Below are 5,310 nucleotides of genomic sequence, written 5' to 3' on the forward strand. Positions count from 1 at the left end.
CTTACCGATTCGGTTTGTTGACAAAATCGACATTTCACTTCTACCGTTGCCATCTGATTTCCTGAAAAAGTGAGGAGTATACATGAGAAACAACAAATTGAATACGTGACCAAAAATTATGTTGACAACTGATCATTAATCTCTTGTTTCGTCTGCTTAAACCGCTCTTCTTCCAGCTCAACACCTAACACACGACGATTGAGTTTCAATGCCGCTTTCAGTGTTGCCCCTGAACCCATAAAGAAATCGGCGACCAGATCCCCTTCACGGCTGCTGGACTGGATAATATGTGCCATCAGGTCAGCCGGCTTTTCGCACGGATGCTTGCCTGGATAATATTGCACCGGTGCAAACTGCCAGACATCGGTATAGGGCACAGCAGCGGTGACTGTAAACGGGCGACGCATTAAGCCGTATTCCTGCCGCAATTCGTCATACTGGCGTGACAGGGTTAAATGGGACCCCACCAGCTCAGAATAAGGCATATTCAGTTCACCACGCTGGTACTTTTCATTAGCAATACGCTCGAACAGTACCTGTAGCTTTTGATAATCCACTTCATTGGGTAACGCCACTGGCTATCGCTAAGCCAGTGACTGGCCATCTGCTTGCCCGTTGTTTCATGAATTTCTTTCGCCGTAACACCTAACACTTTTCGTGCGTTGCGAAAGTAATCCACGAGCGGCTTAAACACTGCCTGTTTTAGTTCCCTGCACTGGCGGGAATAGCCATCGCCTTTCAGGTGATAGGGGTCCTGATAATGTTCGGCAAAGATGATCCGCTCAGTGGCGGGAAAATACATCCTTAAACTTTCTTTATTGTGCCTGCACCACGGGCCAGACGGTTTCGCCCAAACAATGTGGTTCAATACGTTAAACCGTTCACGTACCAGTAGTTCTGTATCTGAGGCCAGACGGGAACCGCAAAACATATACAGGCTGCCACTCGGTTTCAGTACCCGCCAGAACTCGGCCAACAGTTCATCCAACCACACAAGGTAGGCTCTGTCACATTTGCCACTGATTATCCCAGCTACAGTCTTTCACGCGAAAGTACGGCGGGTCAGTGGCGATCAGGTCAATGCAGTTATCCGGCAGTGTTTTGATAAATCTTAGAGAGTCGTCGTTGACTAATGTGATACTACTTAAATTCACAGGCTATTCCATGCCCTGTAGCCTTGCCACCATAACCCATGCGCTTCATCATAGTATTCATAGCCATTTCGCTGAGATGTTTTTTGTAATCAGTCCGGCTAGGGAACACATACTGATAATCACCGCTGATTGGAATTAGTTGCTGAAGCAAAGTTACTACCTGATCGGACAACGGCACAATGTGAGGTCTGCGCATTTTCATTCTTTCCGCGGGGATTTGGATAAGCTTTTTTTCCAAATCAACTTCACTCCATTCTAATTTTCTCAATTCACCGGGGCGCAATCCTGTAATAATTAGAATTCTCAGCGCGTGCCTGACAATCTGACTACCCATGTGTTTATCAATGGATTTCAGGAATTCGGGCAATTCATCAACATCAAGGTGTGGATAGTGCTCTCTTTTATGGGGAATAAAAGCACTGGCAAGATCGGGAGCTGGGTTATATTCAGCTCGTCCGGTGATAATTGCATATTTCCAAACTTCACCACAACGTTGACGGACTTTCTTTAACTTCTCAGTAGCTCCGCGCTTTTCCATTCTCGTAAGAACGTCTAATAACTCCAAGGGTTTTATATCTGCTATTGGTCTATTACCAATATATGGAAAGACATCATTTTCAAATGCACTAATCATGTCAGCGCGATACCCTGCCGACCATCTATCTTTGCGCTTTTCGTACCATTCAAGAGTGATTTTTTCAAAAGTATTTTCAGACAAAATGGCGCTTTCTCTCTTCTTCTGTTTTCTATCTTCAGAAGGGTTAACGCCACCAGCAATCATAGAGCGAAATTCTGCGGTTCTTTTTCTTGCTTCCGCTAAAGAAACCTCTGGATAAGTACCCAGAGATAACATCTTCTGCTTACCCTCAAAACGATAGCGAAATCTCCAACCTCTAGATCCATTCGGTTCTACCAACAACCAAAGCCCATTTCCATCAGATAGCGTATAGGATTTTGCTCCGGGCTTGGCTCTCTTAATTGCGACGTCTGTTAGCTTCATCATTTCACCCGTGTGTATAGGAAGATGTGTATAGGAAAAACTATACACAAAACTATACACAATTTCATGTCGCTTTCAGGAGATGCTAGAAGACATTAGGAGACTTGGATTTATTGTTTTGGAGGAGGGAGCAATACATAATACTTAACATAATGATATTAAATAATTAATTAAATTCTATTTTTAGTCCTATACAAATTTCTATACAACTTACATTATACTAAGGCATCTCACCAGCTTAATTGTATAGCTGATGTGTTTTTAGTCCGTGATCTGGTATTTCCACACTCAATAAAACGAGGTCAGTACTTTTTACGTCCCAACCTTGTGAAGGGTGACGACGAATTTCGTCGGAACCTATGGAGCGATTGAGGAAGCAGCCAACTGATAGCCCTGCCAGTAAGAAGCCTTCCCGCGACTGTAATCGTCTGGCCTTTTGTGCAATAACATCACCGATAGTGTCACGGTGATCTTGCCTGTGACTCTGGCAGCTGTCGATTGTGCGTTCTTCTTTTGTCTTCGTGCCATTTTCCACCGCCTGTATATGGTTGGTTTTTTCAATCATTATAATAATCAATAAGTTAAACCACTACGAACGTAATACGTACTCAGTTACATTTAGTAACCTTGTGCTGGACGGCTTAAACTCAAGCCTACCTTCATTGTGATAATCCAATGGAGGGTAATACATTGCCCTATCTCACTCTTTTGCGCACCTCTTAAAGAGTTGTGCAAATTTGTGAGTCAGTATCACTGACGCTCAAATTGTGAGTAAATATTATTTATGCACAACGTCATTTGCGAGTAACTAATAGTTACGCACAAAGTCCGATTATCGGACATTGGATTTTGCATACCGATATTTTCGGTACTCAAACTGAACCTCTTAAAGAGGGGCAGTTCTTGCTCCATGCAATGAGGCAGGCAACCCAAAATAATTGGGGAGCCTAAACTATGACCAAACGCCAAATCTGGCGTCTGGATATTTATCAATGAGTTATCATCTAAGCCCGAATTCGGGCTTTGCTCTGCTATCAGGCTGACAGTTAGTCCCTGAGTTACAATACGGGATAATCCCGCATGTACATAAGCAAAAGGTATGGTGGAAATCACCATACCCAAGGTGGAGTGTCACACTTTGAAGATGGTTGGAATTTCAACCATCATAAAAATCAGCATGTTAGTGTAGTTGATGGCTTAATTGCCGTTATTGATAACCGCGGCTATATCTCTGAGTTTTTGCTCGACCGCCGCCACACAGAAATTCTTATCACTGGTTACGACGAATTTCGTCGTCAGTCATAACTCACATTTTTGTGCCAAGAACACCAAACTCATTTCCATGTATAACCATAATTTTATTTTCCCTGAATATATACATTAATAAAAAAGTGTTGTCTCAGTTGTCTCGGTTGTCTCAATTTATTTAACATGTTGTTTTATAATGACTAATCTCTAAAAATTGAGACAACTTACCCTATTTTATGTTGTCTCAGTTTTGCTTTTTACTCTGCAAACAAATAATAACCAATTGATAAATAATGATTTAATCTTGAATTTAATGTTGTCTCAGTGAGATCGTAGAATATCGCGGTCAGCGTGTTGTGACTACTGAACAGATGGCGGCAGGTTACGGTACAACCGTTGATCGCATTCGTCAGAACTTCAACCGTAACAAGTCCCGGTTTGCTGAGGGAAAACACTACTTTCAAATTGAAGGAGAAGAGCTGAATGATTTGCGCGTATCTTTTAGCGACGCGCAAATTTCTTCAAAAACTCGCTCACTGACCCTCTGGACAGAACGCGGCGCCGCGAATCACTCCAAGATGCTGGAAACTGACCAGGCTTGGAATTACTTCGACGACCTGACCAAGTTCTACTTCACTCGTCGCGACAATATCACGACAGAAGCGGAACTGTTAAGCAATCCGGCAAAACTGCGTTCAATGCTGTCGGTTTATGCCGAAAACGTTGAGCGGCTTGAGGGTGAAAATTAAGTGCTGAGGATATAGGAAATTCCAACGGTTGCCATAGATGGCTCCAATCTGAGTCATTCAACTATGGTGATTTCCACCACGGTTGCGAGTAACTAATAGTTACGCTCAGATTTTGCTCGACGAACTTTATTGCCCGAACTGCACCTCTTAAAGAGGTTTAGTTCTATCGTGATAAGGCAACCCAATAATTTTGGGTCAGCTAACTTACCCTCTTAAAGAGGGTAACCTCTAAGATTGAGGGTTTCTTAATCTAAAGGAACTTTCACACCTCCGTTTGAAACGGAAGAATCAATGGTCTTTATTTATCGTGACGCGTCACGAATAAAGCAATCGGTGAGTAACGGGTTAAAAGGTGAGAAATCCCGCCTTTATCTAAGTCGTTGATTTTATTTATTTCTGGCACAGAGACAGAGATTAGGAATATCAAGGGGCTAGGGGAAGGCCACGCAATGCGCGGCCTTGAAAAGATTAATTATACCACTTACAATGGAAACGGTATGTTTTTCCTTCTTGTTTTAATAGTTCAACCACTTTCTCTGATTCACTATTCTCGTATCGATAAGCCACCTTATTGGAGTCAGGCCTTATTACACTTGCTTTTCCGAGATTATATTCTTTGTCATTTATACTAATTATCAAAGCATTATTACCCAGATCTTCAAACCACTCTTTATCCTTACTTTCGTTGGTAAAATGAAGATTTAAATCATTATAACTTAAGTAAGACCAGACTAAAGGAAGAGGCCCACGCTTGGTAGTATCATTTTCAATAACGTCTAAGGCTTCCTTAACCTCTGTATTGAGCATATTGCCACCCGGTTGACGGGTTATATCAAAAACTAAATTATACTTCGGAGTCTCTGGAGTAGGTTCAGGTGTTGGCTCTGGAATAGGTTCCGGCTTCGGCTCTGGCTTCACTGGCTCCTCTTCCTTCTCTTCCACAAACTCCCAATCGCACGCCATCATATCTTCCTGTGTCGGTTGCCACGGTACGAAGTTACCGTGTTCATTGCGCAGATCGATGTGAGTCAGATAATCGTACTGAGTCCCAACCGCTACACCATCAACCGCGTAAGCACTGCCTTCTTCTACGATTAAGTTACTCACACGTGGTGTAATCGCCAGATACATTCCTTTGTCACCCCAGACAGAACGGGTA

3 protein-coding genes and 3 pseudogenes are annotated in these 5,310 nt (G+C 42.8%); 2 read left to right on the plus strand and 4 right to left on the minus strand.

Annotated features, from left to right (window positions below; genetic code table 11):
- Positions 1 to 116: 116 nt before the first annotated feature.
- The 3 genes and pseudogenes from IQ211_RS17710 to IQ211_RS17720 form a co-directional block, all read right to left on the minus strand.
- Positions 117 to 1,154 (minus strand): annotated as a pseudogene (locus tag IQ211_RS17710) (DNA-methyltransferase).
- Between the two features lie 7 nt (positions 1,155 to 1,161).
- Positions 1,162 to 2,154: pseudogene (locus tag IQ211_RS17715) on the minus strand (tyrosine-type recombinase/integrase); the annotation flags it as partial.
- A gap of 238 nt (positions 2,155 to 2,392) precedes the next feature.
- Complete coding sequence (locus IQ211_RS17720; RefSeq protein ID WP_189761220.1) at positions 2,393 to 2,731, minus strand: hypothetical protein; 339 nt, start codon at positions 2,729 to 2,731, stop codon at positions 2,393 to 2,395.
- A gap of 503 nt (positions 2,732 to 3,234) precedes the next feature.
- Here IQ211_RS17720 and IQ211_RS17725 point away from each other — a divergent pair.
- The gene (locus IQ211_RS17725; protein WP_189761221.1) at positions 3,235 to 3,459 is read left to right on the plus strand and encodes a hypothetical protein; all 225 of its coding nucleotides are present in this window, start codon (positions 3,235 to 3,237) and stop codon (positions 3,457 to 3,459) included.
- A gap of 272 nt (positions 3,460 to 3,731) precedes the next feature.
- A pseudogene (locus tag IQ211_RS17730) lies at positions 3,732 to 4,067 on the plus strand (ORF6N domain-containing protein); the annotation flags it as partial.
- A gap of 552 nt (positions 4,068 to 4,619) precedes the next feature.
- Here IQ211_RS17730 and IQ211_RS17735 read toward each other — a convergent pair.
- Positions 4,620 to 5,310 (minus strand): DUF2829 domain-containing protein (locus IQ211_RS17735; protein ID WP_193836431.1); only part of this gene is annotated, 691 nt, incomplete at its 5' end.

It is taken from the genome of Xenorhabdus griffiniae, from assembly GCF_015163655.1.
In the GTDB taxonomy this organism is placed as follows: Bacteria; Pseudomonadota; Gammaproteobacteria; order Enterobacterales; family Enterobacteriaceae; genus Xenorhabdus; species Xenorhabdus griffiniae.